The following is a 21,169-nucleotide window of genomic DNA, read 5'->3' as shown; positions in this document are numbered from 1 at the left end:
GGGGGTGAGCGGGTCCGGGAGAGGGGGAGCGTCCCAACAGGCTTGGCGCAAAAGGGTGATGGGGGTTGGCTGAGAACAGTCGGCGATCCCGCGACCAGTACAGGGGTGGGCTTCACGGCCGGTGATGGGATGGTGGGGGTGGCACCGGGGTGCGTACACGCCGGTGCGGGGCGGCCCCCGGAGCAGATCCGGTCCCGGAGTGAGGGACAATGGTCGCTCTGCCAGGGCGGGTTACCGCCTCGCGCGGGAGCGGCGGGCGCGGGCGAAGATCAGGGATCGCAGAGGGGACGCATGTCGGAGGCTGAGCAGTCGCGGGGGCCCCAGCGGGACGAGGTCGTCAAGACCGGATCCGCAGGCAAGGGCGAGGACTCCGTCAGCGGTGAGGGCACGTCGGGGGACGCGAACGTGGAGAACAAGGACCCTCGTGGCGAGGCAGGCGTGCTTGGCGAGGGCGACGACGCCGTCGCCGGGGGCGCGCGCGCCGGCGACGGCGGGGCCGACGTGCGTCCGGCGGCCACCGAGGCGAAGGACGACCCGGTGTCCGAGGACGGCGACGGGGACGAGCCCGCCGCGGGCGGGGAGCGCCCCGCCGCGGACGGTGGCACGGTCGTGCTGGGCGCGGTGGCGGCCGAGGCGCTTGCGTCGTCGGGGGGCGGGGCGAAGCCGCGCCCCTCGGACCGCGCGAAGAAGTCCGACGAGGCGCCGGCCGCCGGCTCGGCCGACGCCCGCCGAGCCGGCGGGGAGCCGGAGGCACCGGCCGGTGCCGGGACCGGTTCCGGAGGTTCCGCGTCCAACGGCGAGGCTGTGGCTGCGAACGGTGGTTCCGCGTCCGATGCCACTCCCGCGAGTGGCGGCTCCGCGCCCGGCGGCAAGGCCGGGGCTGGGGGTCGCGACTCCGCTCCCGGTGGGGCCGCGGGCGCGGCCTCGCCCGGCGGTGCGGCCTCCGAGGACCGGTCCGGCCGTGGGGCGGAGGCACCGGACCCGGCCGCAGGGACCGGGGGTGGCGGCTCCGCGCCCGGCGGCAGGGCCGCAGCGGCGGACCGGCCCGCCGGAGCCGTGCCGCCCGTCGGCGGTGGGGGCACGGCCCGGAAGCCGGAGGCGCAGGACGCGGGCGCCGTCGCGCCCGTCAAGAAGGAGACCCCCGGCAGCGGTGGGCGGCTGCTCGCGCGGCGGTACCGGCTGGACGGGGTTCTCGGGCGCGGCGGCATGGGCACCGTGTGGCGCGCGGTCGACGAGACCCTGGGCCGCACCGTCGCCGTCAAGGAACTCCGCTTCCCGAACGCCATCGACGAGGACGAGAAGCGCCGCCTCATCACCCGGACCCTGCGCGAGGCCAAGGCCATCGCGCGGATCCGCAACAACAGCGCCGTGACCGTCTACGACGTCGTCGACGAGGACGACCGCCCGTGGATCGTCATGGAACTGGTCGAGGGCAAGTCCCTCGCCGAAGTGGTCCGCGAGGACGGCGTCCTGACGCCCCGCCGCGCCGCCGAGGTCGGCCTCGCCATCCTCGACGTGCTGCGCTCCGCCCACCGCGAGGGCATCCTGCACCGCGACGTGAAGCCGTCCAACGTCCTCATCGGCAAGGACGGCCGCGTCGTCCTCACGGACTTCGGCATCGCCCAGGTCGAGGGCGACCCGTCGATCACCTCGACGGGCATGCTCGTCGGCGCCCCCTCCTACATCTCGCCGGAGCGCGCCCGCGGCCACAAGCCCGGCCCGGCCGCCGACCTGTGGTCGCTCGGCGGTCTGCTGTACGCGAGCGTCGAGGGCAGCCCGCCCTACGACAAGGGGTCGGCGATCGCCACCCTGACCGCCGTGATGACCGAGCCGCTGGACCCGCCGAAGAACGCCGGGCCGCTGGCCGACGTCATCTACGGCCTCCTCGCCAAGGACCCGGCCCAGCGGCTCGACGACGCGGGGGCCCGCGCGCTGCTCACCCGGGTGGTCAACACCCCCGAGCCGCCCGCCGCCCCGCCCGCGCCCTCCCCGGAGGAGACGCGGGTCATCCCGATCCTGCCGCCCCCCAGGGCGCCGGAGCCCAGGTCCGCCCCCCTGCCGAAGGACCAGGCCGCGGCGGACCGGGTGCGCGGTGCGCTGCGCTCCGTGCGGAACGCAGCCGCGGCGGCCAAGGCCGACGCCCGGCTGCCGGGCCGGTCCGCTTCGGCGCCCGCCGTCACGACCGCGTCCGCCGCCACGACCGGGTCCGCCGCGACGACCGTGTCCGCGGCCGGCCCGGCGTCGGCCACCGGCGGGTCCGCACCCGCCCGGCGTCCCGCGCCGGTGCGCGCGCCCATCACCGATGTGGTGCCCAAGCGCACGCTGGTGATCATCGCGGTGGTCGCCGCTCTGGCGGTGCTCTCCACGGTCCTCGTCCTCACCCTCGGCGGCGACGAGGACAACGGCGCCAAGGGAGCGGACGGTTCGACCAGGAACGACACGACGGCTTCGGCCGGCGCGGAGTCCGGTGGCGGCGACGGCAAGGCCACCGGCGGCAGCACCCCGGACGGCGGCGCCACTGCGGACAGCGGCGAGAACCCGGATGCGGGGACCGGCGAGGACGGCGGCGCGTCGGCCGGCTCGGGCGACAAGCCCGGCGAGGACGGCGGCACCGGCGAGGACGCTGGTTCCGGCGGCGGCAGCGGCACGGACGCGCTCCCCGACGGGTATGTGATGGTCTCCAACGACCAGTTCCGCTTCACCATGGCGATGCCCGGGGACTTCCGGTTCACCGGCATCGCGGGCCGCAACTCCGGCGCCAAGTTCAGCCGGAACGGCGCACCGCCGAAGATCCAGGTGGACTTCAACGACAGCCCGAAGGACGACGCCGCGTCCGCATGGGCGGCGGCCGTCGCCGGCGTCAGCGCCAGCAGCAACGGGTACAAGCACATCGGGATACGGAAGGTCGAGTTCAACGGCTATCCGACCGTCGCCGACTGGGAGTTCGAGCGCCGGGAGAACGGGCAGCGGGTCCGGATACTCAACCGCGGCTTCAAGGTCGACGCCCGGCGCGGCTACGCGATCATGATCACCTGCAAGGCCGACGCATGGGACGGCGAGGAGTGCTCGACGCTGCGCAAGACGGCGTTCGCGACGTTCCGGCCCGAGGACTGACCGGCCCACGTATCGTGGGAAACACGTATCGTGAGAGCCCGCGAACGGAATGCAGCCACAAAGGGCCGTTGAGCGACCGGATGTGACGGCTCGATGGGGTCCGCCCGGTGGTGAGGTCTCCGGAACGGCCGGGGCTGCGCGCTTGGGGAGGCGTCGTGGAGGAGTACGCGGGTCGGGTGCTCGCCGACCGCTACCGTCTGCCGCTGCCGCCGTCGGACGAGTTCGAACTGGCCGAGTCCCGTGCGTTCGACACCTACAGCGGCCATGAAGTCCTGGTGCGCCAGGTGCCGTTGCCCGAGGTCGTCGACGCGGAGGTGGTCGACGGCGACGGGCTCGCCGGCGCGGCCGTGCCCCGCCGGGCGCCGGGACGGGCCACCCGGCGGCCCACCGACCCGGCCGTGGTGCGTGCGGTGGAGGCCGCGCAGGCCGCGGCCTCCATTCCCGACCATCCCCGGCTCGACCAGGTCTTCGACGTGTTCGCCGAGGACGGGTCGCTCTGGATCGTGAGCGAGGTCGTGGCCGCCCGCCCGCTGGCCGCACTGCTCGCGGAGAAGCCGCTGAGCCCCTACCGGGCGGCCGAGGTCGCCGCCGATGTGCTCACCGCTCTGCGGGTACTCCACGCGCACGGCTGGACCCACCGGAACATCACCGTCCGCACGGTGCTCGTCTGTGACGACGGCCGGGTGGTCCTCACAGGGCTGGCGTCGGGGGCCGCGGAGGAGGCGCTGTGCGGGTACGCACCGGTGCCGGAGCCGGCGGAGTCGCCGGAGGAGGCGGGCGGCGTGGTGGAGTCGGCCGCCGGGCCCGGTTCCGAGGGCCCGGCCCGGGGTGGGCCGCCCGCGCCGGTCCGCCCGGCGGAGGCCGCGGGCCCGCCCGCGCTGCCCCGCCAGTCCGGGACCCCCGCGCCGGATGTGCGCGCCGCCCGGGCGGGCGCCATCGCCGCGTACCGGGCGGGCGCCCGCGCGGCGGCCCGCGTCCGCGACGACGAGCGCCCGGGCGGGGGCGCAGCACCGGACGGCCGTCCGGTGCAGGACGGCGTCGACCCCGACTGGTGGGCCCGCGGTCCGGGGGAGCGTCCCCGTGCGGACGGGCTGGAGCCACCGGGTTCCGGCCCGGGCCGGGGGGCGGGATACGCGAGCTCGGACGCCGGGTACGGCCGGGGGGCCGGGGGCGGCCACCCGGTCACCGGCGGTGCCGGTTCTGACGACGGCTCGGGTGGCGGCCTCGCGAGCTCGGACGCCGGGTACGGCCGCGGCGCCGAAGGCGACCGGGCAGGCTCTCACGGCCCGGCGGGCCCCGGCGGCGGGCACGCCGGTCGTGGCGGCGGTGGCGCGGGCCCGGGCGACGCGTACGGCGGTGGCCGCTCCGTGCCCGGCGCCCCCGGCGGCGGTCCCGAAGGTTCCCGCAGGGGCGACGGCCTCCGGACGCCCACCGGCCCGGGGGACGCCTACGGCGCACTGCGGCCCGGTGCCGTGGAGGAGGGCCGGCCCTACGAGGGCTACCCCTACGCCGACACGGTCTCCCCGCGCGAGTCCGACGAGTCCGACGAGTCCGACGAGTCCGGCGAGCCAGGACCGGCGGGCGGCGACCACCCCGCCGTGTACGGCGGCGTCTTCGGCGAGGACCCGGCGGAGCCCTCCGCACACGGCGGGCCGGGCTCCCGCCCGGTGGGCGGCTCCGGTTCGCGGGGTGGTCCCGGGCAGGCCGCGACCGGCCCGTACGGCGACGCCCGGTACACCCCGGTGACCCCCTACGCCGCCGCCCCCTTCCCCGGCGGCTCGTACCCCGAGGGGTTCGAGCCCGAGACCGACCGCTTCGGCGACCACCGGGGCTACGACGCGGAGGGCGCGGACGGCGACGACGGCACGGACGGCGCCGACGACGACCAGCGCCCCAGCCTGCTCCCGCCCCCGCGTGACGGACGCGCCCCGGACCACGACGGCCACGACCCCCACCACCCCGACCGTCGAGACGGCCACCCCGACCGTCGCGACGGCCACGGCGGCGCGCCCCGCGCGCGGCTCGCCGGGGTCTGGCACGACGGGCCCGGGGCAGGCCGGGACGGCTTCGGGCCGCTGCCCGCCGGCGGAGGGCGGCCCGCCCTCTCCGCCGCGCCCCCCGACCCCTACCGCGACGACCCCTACGGCGTCCGGCGGGCGTCCGCCGCTGACGGCGGACGCCCGGACCGCCGCCCCGCGCTGCCCGCCGCCCGCCGCGACGGCGGTGCCGCCGGCTGGACCACCGGCGGCGACGCGCTGCGCGCCGACGCCCAGCGGGTCCCGGTCCCGGCCGGCGGCCCCGCCGGGCCCCCGTCCGGCGGCTGGGACGAGGTCGCGGCCCCCAGCCGCGGTGGCCCCGGCTTCCACGGGCCCACGACCCCGCTCGCCGCCGAACGCGCCCGGCAGGCGCGGATCACGGTCGTCGGCGCGGTCACCGAACGCTGGGCGCCCGAGCAGGCCGGTCCCGTGCACGAGAACTGGCAACTGGCCGCCCCCGTCGGCCCCGCCACCGACCTGTGGGCGCTCGGCGCGCTGCTCTACCGGGTGGTGCAGGGCCACGCCCCCTACCCGGAGGACAGCGCCGCCGAGCTGGTGCACCTGGTGTGCGCCGAGCCGCCCGCGTTCGCGGAGGAGTGCGGTCCGCTGCGCCCCGTCGTGGAGTCCCTGCTGCGGCAGGACCCCACCGAGCGGCCCGATGTGGAGGAGCTGAGCGGCTGGCTGCGCTCCCTGGTGCGGTCCGCGCCCGAACCGGAGGCGGGCACGGGGCTGGTGCCGGTGCCGTCCGGCCCGGTCGACCCGTCGCTCCTGCCGGTCGTCCGGCGGCGCGGAGAGCTGGTCCGCCGGCGCCGCTTCGGCGGGCGGGACGGGGGCCACGGCCGCCACAAGCACCGCAAGGGCAGGGGTGCGGGGCGTCCGGTGCCCGTTCCGGAGCGGTCCGCCGGTGCCCGGCCGTTCGACGCCCCGCGCGGTCCAGCGACCGCCTCCCGCCTCGAACCGCACCGCTTCGAACCGCCCCGGCGGCCGTCGAAGCGGCAGCGCCGCTTCACGGACGACGAGTTCACGGACGAGCGGTCCCCGCGCGGCGCCGGCCGGGGCCGGGAGCCCAGGGCGCTCGGGCGGACCATCCTCCTGGTGGTCCTGCTGGCGCTCGCCGCCGCCGTCGCGTATGCCGTCCTGTTCATGCCGAAGGCGGGCGAGGAGCCGGCCGGCGGCGCCCCGGGCGCCGCGCAGCGGCCCTCCGCGGGCGCCGGACCGAGCCCCGACCGCACCGGTTCCGCGCCCTCGCCGGACGGGTCGCCCGGTTCCCAGCAGCCGCAGACCTCGGCCCCCGCGGCGGACCTCCCCGACGGCTATGTGCTGCGCGAGGACGCCGAGGGCTTCCGGGTCGCGGTCGACGAGGACTGGCGGCGCAGCCCCGTCAACGACGCCGGCCAGGTCCGTTACGTGGGCGGGGACTTCACCCTGATCGTGGTCCCCGGCCGGGACTCCGTCGCGGAGAACGGCGACGACCCGCTGACGTACCAGCGGGACCGCGAGCGGGAGTTGCGGCCCTTCCGGGAGTCGTCCTGGGCCACGGCGAGCGGGCTGAAGCGGATCGACGTGGGCAGGCAGTCCATGGCGGAGGGGCAGTTCACCTGGCAGGACAGCTCCGGCCGGGAGGTGTTCGTGCGCAACCTCGCGCTGATCGTCGGCGACCGCTACCACGTCGTGCAGGTGATCGGCCCCTCCGGCCAGCGGGAGAAGGTCACCGAGATCCACAAGCAGGCAGCGGCGACCTACCGCGTCACCCGCTGACCGGGGCCGGCCCGACGCACCGACGACCTGGCGCCCCGTCGCCCCGTCGACCCGGCGGCCCGCCCGTGCCGTAACCGGCGTCACAGTGCGGTCACTTGAGCGTTTTCCGGGTTCCCCGGTCGTGCCGCCCGTCCGTAACCTGTGGTTCCAAGGAACGGGGCGGGGGACGTGGACCAGACTGAGAGCAGTACAGGCGCGGGCAGTGGGCTGCTGCTCGCCGGGCGGTACCGCCTGGGCGAGGCGCTCGGCAGCGGCGGTATGGGGAAGGTGTGGCGCGCCCACGACGAGGTGCTGCACCGGGTCGTCGCGGTCAAGGAACTGACGGCGGGTCTGTACGTCTGCGAGGCGGACCGGCTGGTGCTGCACGCGCGGACGCAGAAGGAGGCGCGGGCCGCCGCCCGGATCAGTCACCCCGGTGTGGTCACCGTCCACGATGTGCTGGAGCACGACTCCCGTCCGTGGATCGTCATGCAGTTCGTCGACGGCCCCTCGCTCGCCGACGCGGCCCGCGAGCCCGGGCGTCTCGACGGCCCGGCGGCGGCCCGGATCGGGCTCGACGTCCTCCGGGCGCTGGCCGCCGCGCACGCGGCCGGGGTGCTCCACCGCGACATCAAGCCCGCCAACGTCCTGCTCGACGCCGGTGGCCGGGCGCTGATAACGGACTTCGGGATCGCGTCGATCGACGGCGACTCGACCATCACCCGGACCGGGGAGATCGTCGGATCGGTGGACTATCTGGCTCCCGAGCGGGTGCGCGGCCACGACCCGGGTCCGGCCTCGGACCTGTGGTCGCTGGGCGCGACGCTCTACACGGCGGTGGAGGGCGTCTCGCCGTTCCGCCGGACCTCGCCGCTGTCCACCATGCACGCGGTCGTGTCGGACGAGCCGCCCGCGCCGCGGCGGGCCGGGGTGCTGGCCCCGGTGATCGCCGCGTTGCTGACGAAGGACCCGGCCGCGCGGCCGTCGGCGGCCGAGGCGGAACGGATGCTGGCCGAGGCCGCCGAGGGGCGCGACCCGGGCGCCCTCACCCGGCCGGTGCCGGCCCCGCCCCCGACCGCGCGACTGCCCCTGCCCGGCGGTCCCCCCGGACACCCGGCCCCCGCCACGGCGCACCCCGGGGCGGGTCCCGGCGCGCCGACGCCTCCCGTCGCCTTCGGGCCGCCCGCCGGGACGCCGGCCACCGGTCCGGCACGGCCCCGGTCCGGCGGGCGGCTGCGGATGCTGGCGATCGTGGTGGTGCTGGCCGCGGTGATCGGCGGCGGCGCGGGGCTGGCCGTCCTGAAGTTCGGCCCCGGGAGTGGCGGGAGCGGCGGGACCGCGGCGGGCGCCACCGCCGGTGCCCATGGCTCCGGCGGCACCGGAGGCGACGGCAGGCAGAAGACGGGTGGCGAGCAGCGGGGCGGCGGTGAGCAGGGCGCCGGGGAGCAGACGGGGAACGGGAAGACGGACGGCACCCCGGCGTCCGAGATCCCCGAGGGCTGGCAGCGGGTGGACGACCCCGAGGGCTTCTCCCTCTGGGTGCCCGACGGCTGGACCCGGCAGACCGAGGGCAGCCAGATCGACTACACCCCGGACGACGGCCGCCACCGCATCCGGATCAGCGTCGATGCGGCCCCCGACTTCGAGAACCCCCACCTCCACATGCTCGACATGGAGGAGAGCGTGCGGCACCGGCTGCCGGAGTACGAACGCGTCGAGCTGCGCGCCAACACCTTCCGCGACCAGACCCGGGCCTCGCTCTGGGAGTTCCGCTGGACCGAGCGGAACAGGCACCCGGGCCCGCGCCGCGCCATCGACCAGATGTACTTCGGGCGGGACGGCAGCGAGTACGCGATCTACATGTCCGGGCCGGAGGACGACTGGGCGGTCACCCGCGAGCAGTTCGACATCGTCCTGCGGAGCTGGCGGCCCCCGCCCCCGCGGTGAACCCGGAACGGGACCGGACGCGGCCGACGGGAGACGACCGGCCCGGTCCGGACGCGACCGACCGCCCGCCCGCCCGCAAAAGTGTCGGAAACACGTGCCGGAAGCGCCTCGCACCCAGTACAAGCCCCTGATCAGGGCTTATGTGCCAGTGATCACTGGCGTAATCGTGTAGGGGCCGTGAAAAGCTGTTACCGACGGGTACCCAAAGTGTTGATTGCGGCATACCCTCGCCCCCATGACGGACTCGCAGGCCACCGCAACCGCCCCCGGCACCAACCCCCTCGCCCCCGCCCCCGCCGGTGCGCGCACCGCGGCCGACGTCGTGACCCCCGAGGTGGTGGCCCAGCTCACCAAGGGGGTCGTGGGCTCCGGCCGGACCGCCAACCACACCCCGTTCACCGGGGAGCGGCTGGCGGAGCTGCCCGAGTCCACCCCCGAGGACGTGGCCACGGCCTTCGAACGGGCCCGGGCCGCGCAGCGCGTCTGGGCGGCCACCCCCGCGCGCACCCGTGCCGCGGTGCTGCTGCGCTTCCACGACCTGGTGCTGGAGCGCCAGGCCGAGGTCCTCGACCTCATCCAGCTGGAGACGGGCAAGGCCCGGCTGCACGCCCACGAGGAGGTGCTGGCCGTCGCGGTCGCCGCGCGCCACTACGGGCGCAAGGCCCCCGCGTACCTCAGGCCGCGGCGCCACACCGGGGTCGTGCCGGTGCTGACCAGGACCACCGAACTGCGCCAGCCGCGCGGGGTGGTGGGCCAGATCGCGCCGTGGAACTACCCGCTGGAGCTGTCCGTCGGCGACGCGCTGCCCGCGTTCGTCTCCGGTAACGCGGTGGTCATGAAGCCGGACACCGAGACCGCGCTCACCGCCCTCTGGGCCCGTGACCTGCTGATCGAGGCGGGGCTGCCCGCCGAGGTGTTCCAGGTGGTGCTGGGCGAGGGCCCGGTCGTCGGACCGGAGGTCGTCCGGCACGCCGACTACGTCTCCTTCACCGGCTCCACCCGCACCGGCCGCGAGGTCGCCCGGGGCGCGGCCGACCGCCTGGTGGGCGTCTCACTGGAACTGGGCGGCAAGAACGCCATGCTGGTGCTGCGCGACGCCGATGTGGAGAAGGCCGCCGCCGGCGCCGTCCGGGCCTGCTTCTCCTCCGCCGGGCAGCTCTGCATCTCCATCGAGCGGCTGTACGTCCACGAGTCCGTCGCGGACGACTTCATCGAGCGCTTCGCCACCCGCACCCGCGCGATGCGGCTCGGCAACTCCCTCGCCTACGGCGCCGACATGGGCTCCCTGGTCGGGCCGCGCCAGCTGGAGACGGTGACCCGGCACGTCGAGGAGGCCGTCGCCAAGGGGGCCAGGCTGGTCGCCGGCGGGGTCGCCCGCCCCGACATCGGCCCGTACTTCTTCGAGCCCACCATCCTCGACGGCGTCTGTGAGCCCATGGCGGTGTGCGCGGAGGAGACCTTCGGCCCGGTCGTCTCGGTCTACCGCTTCCTTGACGAGGACGAGGTGATCGAGCAGGCCAACGCCACCGCGTACGGCCTCAACTCCAGTGTCTGGACCCGGGACGCCCGCCGCGGCCACGCCGTCGCCGCGAAGCTGCGCACCGGCACGGTCAACATCAACGAGGGCTACGCCCCGGCCTACGGCAGCGTCCAGTCGCCCATGGGCGGCATGAAGGACTCCGGCCTCGGGCGGCGGCACGGCTCCGAGGGCATCCTCAAGTACACCGAGGCCCAGACCGTCGCCCAGCAGCGGCTGATCCCGCTCGCCCCGGCGTTCGGGATGGACGACGAGGCGTACGCCGCGTTCATGAGCCGCAGCCTGCGCCTGATGAAGGCCCTGCGCCTGCGCTGACCGGCCCGGGACCCGGGCCGACCGGCCCGGAGCCCGCCGCCGGGTCCGCGTTCACCACCCCCGACCCGCACCCGCACGCCCGTACATCCCGACGAGGAGAGCCATGTCCGAGGTATCCCCTGCCCGAAACCAGGACCTGGAGCAGGACGAGGACGGCTACGACTACGACGTGGTCGTCGTGGGCTCCGGCTTCGGCGGCTCGGTCTCCGCCCTCCGGCTCACGGAGAAGGGCTACCGGGTCGGCGTGCTGGAGGCCGGCCGCCGGTTCACCCGCGAGACGCTGCCCCGGAACTCCTGGGACCTGAAGAACTACCTCTGGGCCCCCGCGCTGGGCCTCTTCGGCATCCAGCGCATCCATCTGCTCGGCAGTGTCATGGTGCTCGCGGGCGCGGGCGTCGGCGGCGGCTCCCTCAACTACGCCAACACGCTGTACGTGCCGCCCGCCCCGTTCTTCAACGACCCGCAGTGGAAGGACATCACCGACTGGCAGGACGAGCTGGCGCCGTACTACGACCAGGCCGAGCGGATGCTGGGCGTGCGGCTCAACCCGACGATGACGCCCTCCGACGTGCACCTCAAGGCGACCGCCGAGGCCATGGGCGTGGGGCACACCTTCCACATGGCGCCGGTCGGCGTGTTCTTCGGGGACGGGAAGGACGCCGACGGCTCGGCCCGGGCCCGATCCGGCCAGGAGGTGCCCGACCCGTACTTCGGCGGCGCGGGCCCCGCCCGCAAGGCGTGCACCGAGTGCGGCGAGTGCATGACCGGCTGCCGGCACGGCGCCAAGAACACCCTCAACGAGAACTACCTCTACCTCGCCGAGAAGGCCGGGGCGACCGTGCACCCGATGACCTCCGTCGTCGCCCTCACCGAGGACGCGCGCGGCGGCTACGCGGTGAAGACCGTCCCCAGTGACAACCGCCGCAAGGGTCCCGGCCGCACCTTCACCGCGCGCCGGGTCGTCCTCGCGGCCGGCACCTACGGGACGCAGACCCTGCTGCACCGGATGAAGGACACCGGGCTGCTGCCCCGCCTCTCCGGCCGGCTCGGGGAGCTGACCCGGACCAACTCCGAGGCCCTGGTGGGCGCGCAGACCGACGACCGGCGCTACCGCAGGCGCCACGGCACCCCGAAGGTGGACTTCACCCGGGGGGTCGCGATCACCTCCTCGATCCACCCGGACCCGGCCACCCACATCGAGCCGGTGCGCTACGGCCGCGGCTCCAACGCGATGGGCGGGATGACGGTCCTCCAGGTGCCGTACCGGGTCCGCGGGAGGGTGCGCGGCTGGTTCGGGAACATGGCCCGGCACCCGTGGCGGGCCGTGCGGGCGCTGTCCAACCGGCGCTGGTCGGAGCGGACCATCATCGGCCTGGTGATGCAGTCCCTGGACAACTCGCTGACGACGTACCGCAAGCCGGGCGGCATCGGCAAGGGACTGCTGACCGCCCGGCAGGGGCACGGCGCCCCCAACCCGAACCAGATCCCGGAGGCGACCCGGGCCGCGTCCCTGCTCGCGGAGGAGATCAACGGCTTCGCCGGGTCCAACATCGGCGAGCTGATGGGCACTCCGCTGACCGCGCACTTCCTGGGCGGCTGCCCGATCGGCGCCTCTGCGGAGACGGGTGTCATCGACCCGTACCACCGGCTCTGGGGGCACCCCGGTGTCTCGGTGGTGGACGGTGCGGCGGTCTCCGCGAACCTCGGTGTGAACCCCTCGCTCACCATCACGGCGCAGGCGGAGCGGGCGATGTCCTTCTGGCCGAACAAGGGCGACGAGGACCCGCGCCCGGCACAGGGCGAGGAGTACGCGCGGCTGGCGGCGGTGGAGCCGAAGTCCCCGGCGGTGCCGGACGGGGCGTTCGGCGCGCTGCGGCTGCCGTTCCTCGGGATGCCCGCGGTTCCGCCGAAGAAGCCGCGGGACGCCTGACGGGCCGGCCGCCCCGTGACGGAATAGGAGCACGCGCGGGCCGGGAGCCATGGGTGGGCGGCTGCGCGCCGGGAAGCAACCGGGCGGGCGGCTGCGCACCGGGAAAGACGAAGGCCGCTGCACCCCCCTCCGAGTGCAGCGACCTCCTGGCATACGCACGGCTCCCGACCGCGCCCGGCGCGGGTGAAGCCGTTGTTCCGCATGCATGACCTGTGACCCCTGGGGATGGTTGTCCCCCGAGCCGGGAATCCTGGTGTGATGTGGATCACTCCCGTGTGGGAGGCCGGTGGCGAAGGGGCTGCCACCGGGCAGCAGGGAAGGCGAAGGGCCCCGCGGGCAGTGGCCGCGGGGCCCTTCGGGCAGCACCGGCGTCAGGGCTTCACCGGTGCCGGCACGGCGCCGGGGGCAGCGCCGCGTCGGGAGGACGTCGGGAGGACAAGGACGCGGGGACGGGGAGCGGGGGAGCGAGGGGCGGGCGGGCCGTGGGCGGGCGGGACCGTATGCGGTCGGCGCCGGGCGTCCCCGGAGCCGACCGCCCTTGGGGTGACCGGGCTGCTGTCCCCTGCCGACCGGTCACGCGCGCTGGAGCGAGGTCCCACGACACACCTGCGGTGCGTCACACGCCCCAGCGGAGCCACGCGTGGATTCCTTCGGGCCCGCCCCTGGCTGGCACGGACAACGGGAACAACGAGGGGTCGCCGGGGGCGTCACGCGCCGTACGGGTGAGGGCGCACCCGAACGCAGGTGCACGCCGTACGCCCCGCCGGGGCCGCGGGGCGAACGCAGGTGCACGCGGTACGCCCCGCCGGAGCCCCGCGGGCGGGCCCCCGCCCACGGGTCCGCCGTCAGATCCGGCCCCGGCACAGCTCCAGCAGCGTCATCGCCAGCGAGGTGCCCGGCCTGCCCAGCGCCTCGCTGTAGTGCCCCAGCACCTCCATCTCGCGGGCCAGGTTCACCCGCCGGCCGCCGGAGGCGATCCGGGCGTCCTGGATGACGGCCGAGACGGCCATCCGCTCCTGGATCAGCCCGATGATCCGGTCGTCCAGCGCGTCGATGCGCTCACGGGCTCCGCCGATCACCTGCGCGGCGTCCTCGGTGCGGGCGCCGGTGCGGTCGAGTACCTCGGTCACGGGGGTCTCCTCTTCGGGGCGAGGGGCCCCGGACCGGCACGACCCGGAAAAGCCGAAGCGCCCCGGGCCTTGTCGGCCCGGGGCGCCTGGGAAGTCGCTTGTCAGTTGCTCAAGCAGCACGACCATGGCACCGGACGGGCCGGATGCCATAGGTAAAGACGACGGTGCGCTGCTGCATGGCGCCCAGTATGCCCCCCGCCCCCGCCCGGGACCGAACCGGTTCGGATGGTGAGACGAAAAGCGCCCGCACCCGCCCCGGTAGAATCGACAAATACCGACCCTCTCCCCACCGCCGGAAGGCCGCCAGTGTCATCAGCGTCCCCCGCTGCCGCGCCCGCAACGCAACCGGACACCGTCCTCGTTGTCGACTTCGGCGCCCAGTACGCCCAGCTCATCGCCCGCCGCGTCCGCGAGGCCCGGGTCTACAGCGAGATCGTCCCGTCGACGATGCCCGTCGCGGAGATGCTGGCGAAGAACCCGCGCGCGATCATCCTCTCCGGCGGCCCGTCCTCGGTGTACGCCGAAGGCGCCCCGCGCCTGGACCGCGCCCTCTTCGAGGCCGGTGTCCCGGTCTTCGGCATGTGCTACGGCTTCCAGCTGATGGCGACCGTGCTCGGCGGCACCGTCGACAACACCGGCGCCCGCGAGTACGGCCGCACCCCGCTGCACGTCAGCAAGCCCGGCTCCACCCTCTTCGAGGGCACCCCGGCCGAGCAGCCCGTGTGGATGTCCCACGGCGACGCCTGCTCCGAGGCGCCCGAGGGCTTCACCGTCACCGCGTCCACCGACGTGGTGCCCGTCGCCGCCTTCGAGAACGATGAGAAGAAGCTCTACGGCGTGCAGTACCACCCCGAGGTGATGCACTCCACGCACGGCCAGCAGGTCCTGGAGCACTTCCTCTACCGCGGCGCCGGCATCGAGCCGAACTGGACCACGGGCAACGTCATCGAGGAGCAGGTCGCGGCCATCCGCGAGCAGGTCGGCACCAAGCGCGCCATCTGCGGCCTCTCCGGCGGCGTGGACTCCGCGGTGGCCGCCGCCCTCGTCCAGAAGGCCGTCGGCTCGCAGCTCACCTGCGTGTACGTCGACCACGGTCTGATGCGCAAGGGCGAGACCGAGCAGGTCGAGAAGGACTTCGTCGCGGCCACCGGCGTCCAGCTCAAGGTCGTCGACGCCGAGGAGCGCTTCCTCACCGCACTCAAGGGAGTCTCGGACCCCGAGGAGAAGCGGAAGATCATCGGCCGGGAGTTCATCCGCGTCTTCGAGCAGGCACAGGCCGAGATCGTCGCCGAGTCCGCGGGCGCCGGCGAGGACGTCGCCTTCCTGGTGCAGGGCACCCTCTACCCGGATGTCGTGGAGTCCGGCGGCGGCACCGGCACCGCCAACATCAAGTCCCACCACAATGTGGGCGGCCTGCCCGAGGACCTGGAGTTCCAGCTCGTCGAGCCGCTGCGCAAGCTGTTCAAGGACGAGGTCCGGATGGTCGGCCAGGAACTGGGCCTGCCCGAGGAGATCGTCCAGCGCCAGCCGTTCCCCGGCCCCGGCCTCGGCATCCGCATCGTCGGCGAGGTCACCAGGGAGCGCCTGGACCTGCTGCGCGAGGCCGACGCCATCGCCCGCGAGGAGCTGACCGCCGCCGGACTCGACCGCGAGATCTGGCAGTGCCCGGTCGTCCTGCTCGCGGACGTCCGCAGCGTCGGCGTCCAGGGCGACGGCCGTACCTACGGCCACCCGGTCGTGCTGCGCCCGGTCTCCTCCGAGGACGCCATGACCGCCGACTGGACCCGGATGCCGTACGACGTCCTGGCCCGCATCTCCACCCGCATCACCAACGAGGTCGCCGACGTCAACCGTGTCGTCCTCGACGTGACCAGCAAGCCGCCGGGCACCATCGAGTGGGAGTGACCTCCCGCACCACCCGCCGGTCCGTGCCGCCGTCCACCTGCGTGGGCGGCGGCACGGCCGTTCCCGGGCCCGCGCTCCCGGGCCGGGCCCGCGCTCCCGGGTGCGGGGCCGTGTCACAGATCGTGCCGCGCGGCTGGTGAGCGGGGCGCGGTCCGCGTACGTATGGTCGGTTGACGGGCAACCACCGGCGAGGGACGGGACGGGCCATGGCACACACGCACCGGTCGGCAGCGGGCTACGGGGTCCCCGGCGAACGCCCGGCGGGCCGGCGGGACCGGGCCGCCCGGTACGCCCTGCTGCCGCTGCGCCTCTTCCTGGGAATCACCTTCGTCTACGCGGGGATCGACAAGCTGACCGACAGCGCGTTCCTCTCGGCCACCGGGCCCGGGTCGATCGGCGAGACCATGAACGCGGTGCGGGACTCCTCCGCCGTGCCCTGGCTCGTCGACCTGGCGCTGAAGAACCCCGAGGGCTTCGGGTACGCCATCTCCTTCGGTGAACTGGCCGTCGGCATCGGCACCCTGGTCGGTCTGCTGGCGCGGCTGGCCGCGCTGGGCGGGGCGCTGATCTCGCTGAGCCTCTGGCTGACCGTCAGCTGGGCGACCGATCCGTACTACTACGGCAACGACCTCGCCTACCTCATGGCCTGGCTGCCGCTGGTGCTCGCGGGCGCGTCCGTGTTCTCGCTGGACGCGCTGCTGCGGGCGCGCCGGCGGCGCACCCCGTAGTGCAGGGACCCGACGACCCCGGCGGCGAACAGACCGCCGAAGACGACCGGGAGCGCGGTGAACCAGGGCGTGTGCCAGGCGCCCGCCGCGTCTCCCGCGTAGAGGGCGGCCGTGGCCAGCGCGCTCAGGCCCGCGATCAGCCGGCCGGGCAGGAACCGGTGCCGCAGGCGCGGCTCAGGACCCGGCACGTTCCACCACCACCGATCCGACGCTCACGTTCAGTTGCAGTCGCAGGGTGCCCGCGGCCTCGGTGCCCGGGGGCGGAGGCAGGGTCCGGAGCACCTGCTGCCCCGGGGCGGCGTCGCCCACCGGGTCCGTGCCCGCCGGCAGTCTGATGTCGCCGATCCCCGTCCGGGCCTCCAGGACGAGGGTGACGTCCGCCGGGACGACGGCCCTCAGCTCTCCGAGCCCCAGGTGGGCGCTGGTGGTCAGCGTCTCGCCCGCCGGGACCGGCACCGCCGAGAGGTCGAGCGTGCCGGCGCCCGAGCCGAGGTCGTAGCGCGGTTCGACGGCGGACGCGGTGGCGGGCTTCCACACGGTCTCGCGGAAATCGGTCCCGATCCCGGGCGGCAGCGCCGTCGCCCCGGCGAGGACCCCGGCCGCCGCCAGCGTCGCCAGCACCGTGCCGAGGCCGGTCCGCCCGATCAGGCTGCTGACCAGCAGGCCGGTGCCGAGGACGGCCAGGGCCGCGACAGCGCCGATCTGGAGGCTGTCGCCCAGCGGCCGTCCGTCCCAGGCCGTCGCCGTGCCCACCACCGCGGCGATCACCGCCAGCAGTACCACCGGGCCGCCGATACCGCGCCGGCCCCGCTCGCGCTGCTTCTCCTGCCCCGGGCCGACGGCCGGGCCGCCGCCGGGGCTTCGCCGGTCGCGGGCCGCCTCGGCCACCGCGTCCTCCGGGCCCCAGAGGTAGCCGGTCGCCACCGGCCCCGTGGTGCCGTCCTTCAGGATCGGGTCGCGCCACCAGGAGGGGCCCTCGGGCGCGGGCGGGGCCTTGGTCTCGGGCGGTGCCTCGGCCACGGCGTGCGAGGTCGCCGGATCCAGACCGGCACCCTCGTCGGTGGCGAGCGTCCGGCGCTGCGACCAGACCGCGACCCCGGCCGTGGCGAGGGCCAGCATCGAGGCGAAGGCGAGCATGTCCGCGTTGCCGAGGGTGGTCAGCAGGAGCCCGCAGCCGATCAGCGCCAGCAGCACCGCGCTCAGCGAGGCCCGGTCCACCCGGCCGGTGAGCAGCCGGCGGAACTCGGTCTCGTCCTCGTCGGCGGCCGGCACCAGCAGCCAGGCGAAGCCGTAGAAGATCAGGCCGATGCCGCCGGTCGCCGACAGCACGCCGATCACCACGCGGAAGATCACCGGGTCGACGTCGCAGTGCCGGCCGAGGCCGCCGCAGACGCCCGCCACCAGCTTGTTGCGCGTGGAGCGGCGCAGCGGCTGCCGGGCGGGCGCCGGCGGGTCCTCGTGCGTCCCGGGGGGCGGGGCGGCGGTCGGCTGGCTCATGCCTCCATGGTGACGGGCCTGCCGCGGGGGCGGCAGCCGCCCCGACCCTGGACGTCCCCTGATTTCCACCCGGCAGGGGCGCGGGCGCGCGGGGCGCGCGGAACCGGGTCGTCTCAGGGTCGGTTCAGGGGGTGGCCCTGATGTCCCGCCCCGGGCGCCCGTGTGACGATCGGGGCATGCCCGTCGCCGCCGCCCGTCCGACCGAGACCGACGAGCCGCCCGTGCGCAGGCTGTACCGCAGCGCCGACGGCCGGCTGCTCGGCGGTGTGGCGCGCGGCCTGGCGGGCCATCTCGGGCTGCCGGTCATCTGGGTCCGGCTGGTGTTCCTGGTCCTGTTCATGGCGGACGGCCTCGGCGCGCTGCCGTACGCGGTCCTCTGGATCGTCGTCCCGCTCGGCGTCGGCGGCCGGGCCGCCGAGCACCGTTCCCTCTTCGCCACCGCGCCGGACGGACGACGCCGGCTGCGCAAGCCGGACCGGGGCCAACTGCTGGCCCTGTGCGCCCTGTTCGCCGGTGGCGTGATCTTCGTCGAGAACCTCCGGAGCAACACCGCCAACCGCTACATCGTGCCGACCCTTCTCATCGGCGCCGGTGTGGTCCTGGTGTGGCGGCAGGCCGACAACGCCCGCCGGGCGAGCTGGATTCCGGCCTCGGGCGGGCGGGGGCGGCTGATCCCGGCCGTCCGGGTCGTGGCGGGGGTCGCCCTGGCCGCCGCCGGGCTGACCCTGTTCGTCGTCGTCCGGGGCTCGGCCGCGCAGCTCGGCAACATCCTCACGGCGGTGATCGCGGTCGTCGCCGGGGTCGCTCTCCTCGCGGGCCCCTGGCTGGTGCGGATGACCCAGGACCTCTCCGAGGAGCGCACCATGCGCATCCGGGCCCAGGAGCGCGCCGAGGTCGCGGCCCATGTCCACGACTCCGTCCTGCACACCCTCACCCTGATCCAGCGCAACGCCGAGGACCCCGGCGAGGTGCGCCGGCTCGCCCGCGCCCAGGAACGGGAGCTGCGGAACTGGCTCTACCGGCCCGAGGGCACGGGCAAGGACGAGGACGCGGAGCCCGACACCTTCGCCGAGGCGGTCAAGCGGGCCGCCGCCGAGGTCGAGGACCAGCAGGGGGTGCCGGTCGAGGTGGTCGTGGTCGGGGACTGCCCGGTCGACGAGCGCCTCGGCGCCCAGCTCCAGGCCGGGCGCGAGGCGATGGTGAACGCCGCCAAGTACGGTGGCAGGGGAGGGCCCGTCCAGGTCTACGCGGAGGTCGAGCCGGGCTCGGTGTTCGTCTCGGTGCGGGACCGGGGGCCGGGCTTCGATCTGGACGCGGTACCCGATGACAGGATGGGCGTCCGGGAGTCGATCATCGGGCGGATGCAGCGCAACGGCGGCACGGCGCGGCTGCGGCAGGCGCCGGGCGGCGGGACCGAGGTCGAGCTGGAGATGGAGAGGGCGGACGGATGAGCGAGCCGGGCGGAGCGGGCGGCGCGAGTGCCGGGGGCCGGGGCAAGGGCGAGACGGCGGAGGGGCGGCGGGTGCGGGTCGTCCTCGTCGACGACCACCGGATGTTCCGGGCCGGGGTGCAGGCGGAGATCGGCCGGACCGAGGAGACGGGCGTCGAGGTCGTCGGCGAGGCCGCCGACGTCGACCAGGCCGTCACCGTCATCACCGCCACCCGCCCCGAGGTCGTCCTGCTGGACGTGCATCTGCCGGGCGGCGGCGGGGTGGAGGTGCTGCGCCGCTGCGCGACCCTGATGGGCGCCGCCGAGCACCCCGTCCGCTTCCTCGCGCTCTCCGTGTCGGACGCGGCGGAGGACGTGATCGGCGTGATCCGCGGGGGCGCCCGGGGCTATGTCACCAAGACCATCACGGGCGCCGACCTGGTGGACTCGGTCTTCCGGGTCCAGGAGGGGGACGCGGTCTTCTCCCCCCGCCTGGCCGGGTTCGTCCTGGACGCGTTCGCCTCCACCGACGCGGTCCCGGTCGACGAGGACCTGGACCGGCTGACCCAGCGGGAGCGCGAGGTGCTGCGGCTGATCGCCCGGGGCTACGCGTACAAGGAGATCGCCAAGCAGCTCTTCATCTCGGTGAAGACGGTCGAGTCCCATGTGTCGGCGGTGCTGCGCAAGCTCCAGCTCTCCAACCGGCACGAGCTGACCCGGTGGGCGACGGCCCGGCGCCTGGTCTGAGGCTCCTGCCTGCCCCGGCGCCTGGTCCGAGGCTCCTGCCTGCCGCGGCGCCTGGTCCGAGGCTCCTGCCTGCCGCGGCGCCTGGTCCGAGGCTCCTGCCCCGGTGCCGGGCCGTCGCGTCCGGGCGGGGTGCCCGGGCCGTCGCGTCCGGGCCGGACGACGGGCCCGCCCTCCGGGGAGGTCAGCGGCGGCCGAGTCCTTCCAGGGCGACGGTCGCGGCCCGGGCGATCAGGGCGTCCCGGCGCTCGGCGTCCTTCTCGTCGCGGCTGGACAGCACGGTGAAGAGGATCGGGTTGCCGCCGTCGTCCGGCCACACCACGGCGATGTCGTTCCGGCCGCCGTAGCCCGCGGTGCCGCTCTTGTCGGCCACCGTCCAGTCGCGGGGGAGACCCGCCGCGATCAGGGTCTCGCCGGTGGTGTTCGTCGCCATCCAGGTGCGCAGCAGCTCCCGTTCGCGGCGCTCCAGGGCGTCGCCGAGGAGGAAGGCGCGCAGGCCGGCGGTCAGGGCGCGCGGGGTGCTGGTGTCCCGGACGTCGCCCGGCTTCCCCTCGCTGAGGTCCGGCTCGATCCGGTCCATCTCGGTGACGTCGTCGCCGAGTTCCTCCAGCACCTTCTCCAGGGCGTCGGGGCCGCCGAGCTCCCTCAGCAGCACGTTGGCCGCCGTGTTGTCGCTGTACCAGAGGGTGGCGGCGCACAGTTCGCGCAGGCTCATCCCCGTGTCGGTGAAGTCCTCGGTGACCGGGGAGTACTCGACGATGTCGGCCTCCGTGTACGTGACCACCTTGTCGATGCCGTCCATGCCGTAGGCGCGCAGGACCGCGCCCGCGAGCAGGGCCTTGAAGGTGGAGGCGTAGGCAAAGCGGCGGTCCGCGCCGTGTGCGACCTCGCGTCCGGTGCCGGTGTCCACGGCGTGTACGCCGAGCCGGGCGTCGAACTCCTTCTCCAGCGCGCGGAACCGGCGCTCGGTGGTCTTCGCGGACGGGGCGGAGGCCGCCGCCGACGCGGTGGCGGCGGCCGGGGCCGGAGCTCCGGGCGGGGCGGTCGCCTGCCCGCAGCCCGACAGCACGGCGAGGGTCAGGGCACCGGCCATCAGGGCGGTGGCCGGGCGGGTGCGCAG

13 protein-coding genes are annotated in these 21,169 nt (G+C 75.3%); 9 read left to right on the top strand and 4 right to left on the bottom strand.

Translation table 11 applies throughout. The features are described from left to right. Positions 1–291: 291 nt before the first annotated feature. The 5 genes from C593_RS29465 (at position 292) to C593_RS0111460 (ending at position 12,616) form a co-directional block, all read left to right on the top strand. Positions 292–3,114 carry a serine/threonine-protein kinase gene (locus tag C593_RS29465; protein WP_018847449.1) on the top strand — a complete coding sequence of 941 codons (2,823 nt, stop codon included), beginning with the start codon at positions 292–294 and terminating at the stop codon, positions 3,112–3,114. A 155-nt stretch (positions 3,115–3,269) separates the two neighbouring features. Continuing rightward, the gene (locus tag C593_RS0111475; protein ID WP_018847448.1) at positions 3,270–6,908 is read left to right on the top strand and encodes a protein kinase; all 3,639 of its coding nucleotides are present in this window, start codon (positions 3,270–3,272) and stop codon (positions 6,906–6,908) included. A gap of 168 nt (positions 6,909–7,076) precedes the next feature. Beyond that, positions 7,077–8,834, top strand: coding sequence for a serine/threonine protein kinase (locus C593_RS0111470; protein ID WP_018847447.1), 1,758 nt, complete (start codon positions 7,077–7,079; stop codon positions 8,832–8,834). A 235-nt stretch (positions 8,835–9,069) separates the two neighbouring features. Beyond that, positions 9,070–10,686 carry a succinic semialdehyde dehydrogenase gene (locus C593_RS0111465; protein WP_018847446.1) on the top strand — a complete coding sequence of 539 codons (1,617 nt, stop codon included), beginning with the start codon at positions 9,070–9,072 and terminating at the stop codon, positions 10,684–10,686. Between the two features lie 103 nt (positions 10,687–10,789). Beyond that, positions 10,790–12,616, top strand: a complete 1,827-nt coding sequence (locus C593_RS0111460) for a GMC family oxidoreductase (protein ID WP_018847445.1) — start codon at positions 10,790–10,792, stop codon at positions 12,614–12,616. 845 nt (positions 12,617–13,461) lie between these two features. On the opposite strand, the gene C593_RS0111455 is transcribed toward C593_RS0111460, so the two are convergent. After that, a complete protein-coding gene (locus C593_RS0111455; protein WP_078521403.1) occupies positions 13,462–13,872 on the bottom strand; it encodes a chorismate mutase in 411 nt (136 codons plus the stop codon). A 180-nt stretch (positions 13,873–14,052) separates the two neighbouring features. Here C593_RS0111455 and guaA point away from each other — a divergent pair, with 180 nt between their 5' ends. Then, positions 14,053–15,651 carry a glutamine-hydrolyzing GMP synthase gene (gene guaA / locus C593_RS0111450; RefSeq protein ID WP_018847443.1) on the top strand — a complete coding sequence of 533 codons (1,599 nt, stop codon included), beginning with the start codon at positions 14,053–14,055 and terminating at the stop codon, positions 15,649–15,651. A 206-nt stretch (positions 15,652–15,857) separates the two neighbouring features. Then, complete coding sequence (locus C593_RS0111445) at positions 15,858–16,379, top strand: DoxX family membrane protein (protein ID WP_018847442.1); 522 nt, start codon at positions 15,858–15,860, stop codon at positions 16,377–16,379. Here C593_RS0111445 and C593_RS0111440 read toward each other — a convergent pair. After that, on the bottom strand, positions 16,286–16,567 hold the full coding sequence (locus C593_RS0111440) for a hypothetical protein (RefSeq protein ID WP_026277590.1): 282 nt from the start codon (positions 16,565–16,567) through the stop codon (positions 16,286–16,288). The genes C593_RS0111445 and C593_RS0111440 overlap by 94 nt on opposite strands. Further along, positions 16,554–17,876 (bottom strand): PspC domain-containing protein, encoded by a 1,323-nt coding sequence (locus C593_RS0111435; RefSeq protein ID WP_018847441.1) that lies wholly within the window; start codon positions 17,874–17,876, stop codon positions 16,554–16,556. The genes C593_RS0111440 and C593_RS0111435 overlap by 14 nt, the downstream gene beginning before the upstream one ends. A 176-nt stretch (positions 17,877–18,052) precedes the next feature. Between C593_RS0111435 and C593_RS0111430 the strand changes: the two genes are divergently transcribed. Both C593_RS0111430 and C593_RS0111425 read left to right on the top strand, forming a co-directional pair. After that, positions 18,053–19,327, top strand: a complete 1,275-nt coding sequence (locus C593_RS0111430) for an ATP-binding protein (RefSeq protein ID WP_018847440.1) — start codon at positions 18,053–18,055, stop codon at positions 19,325–19,327. Further along, entirely contained in the window at positions 19,324–20,052 is a 729-nt protein-coding gene (locus C593_RS0111425; protein WP_018847439.1) for a response regulator transcription factor, read from the top strand. Before C593_RS0111430 ends, C593_RS0111425 begins: the two co-directional genes overlap by 4 nt. A 181-nt stretch (positions 20,053–20,233) precedes the next feature. Here the strand turns inward: C593_RS0111425 and bla are convergent, their stop codons facing one another. Next, entirely contained in the window at positions 20,234–21,169 is a 936-nt protein-coding gene (bla, locus tag C593_RS0111420; RefSeq protein WP_486591122.1) for a class A beta-lactamase, read from the bottom strand.

The sequence above is a fragment of the Streptomyces sp. CNT372 genome (assembly GCF_000377145.1).
The sequence above is the reverse complement of the archived record's forward strand: the minus strand, read 5'-3'. Positions and strand labels throughout refer to the sequence as shown.